Source organism: Burkholderia sp. YHN3-13 (assembly GCF_055810675.1).
In genome coordinates this window covers 1-824 of record NZ_JBVVNQ010000084.1, presented here as the reverse complement: position 1 = coordinate 824, position 824 = coordinate 1, and the positions used below count along the sequence as shown (strand labels likewise).

The following is an 824-nucleotide window of genomic DNA, read 5'->3' as shown; positions in this document are numbered from 1 at the left end:
TAGTACTGCGCCGCGCCCGTCTCCTCGATGAAGCCCATCCCGCCGTGCACCTGCACGCCCAGGCTCGCCACGTCGTTCACCATCTCCGTGCTCCAGCCCTTCACCACCGGCACCAGATACTCGTAGATCGCCTGATGACGCGCCCGCGTCGCCTCGTCCGCATGGCGGTGGGCCATGTCGCTGTGCGACGCCGCCACGTACGCCAGCGCCCGCGCGCCTTCGGTCAGCGCGCGCATCGTGCCGAGCATCCGCCGCACGTCCGGGTGATGGATGATCGTCACCGACTGCCTGGCCGAGCCGTCCACCGGGCGGCTCTGCACGCGCTCCTTCGCGAATGCCGCCGCCTTCTGGTATGCGCGGTCCGCCACGCCGATCCCCTGCATCCCGACGCCGAAGCGCGCCGCGTTCATCATGATGAACATGTATTCGAGGCCGCGGTTCTCCTCGCCCACGAGGTAACCGATCGCCCCGCCGTGATCGCCGTACTGCAGCACCGCCGTCGGGCTCGCCTTGATCCCGAGCTTGTGCTCGATCGACACGCAGTGCACGTCGTTGCGCGCGCCCAGCGACCCGTCCGCGTTGACCATGAACTTCGGCACGATGAACAGCGAGATGCCCTTCACGCCTTCCGGCGCGTTCGGCGTGCGCGCCAGCACCAGGTGGACGATGTTGTCCGCCATGTCGTGCTCGCCCCACGTGATGAAGATCTTCGTGCCGAACACCTTGTACGTGCCGTCGCCCTGCGGCTCGGCGCGCGAGCGCACCAGCGCGAGGTCGGAGCCCGCCTGCGGCTCGGTCAGGTTCATCGTGCCGGTCCATTCGCC

General features: G+C 68.6%; 1 protein-coding gene. It reads right to left on the bottom strand.

Going from position 1 to position 824, the window contains the following annotated elements:
* Window positions 1–824 (bottom strand): acyl-CoA dehydrogenase family protein (locus tag AC0KUR_RS37985; RefSeq protein ID WP_473377404.1); only part of this gene is annotated, 824 nt, incomplete at both ends.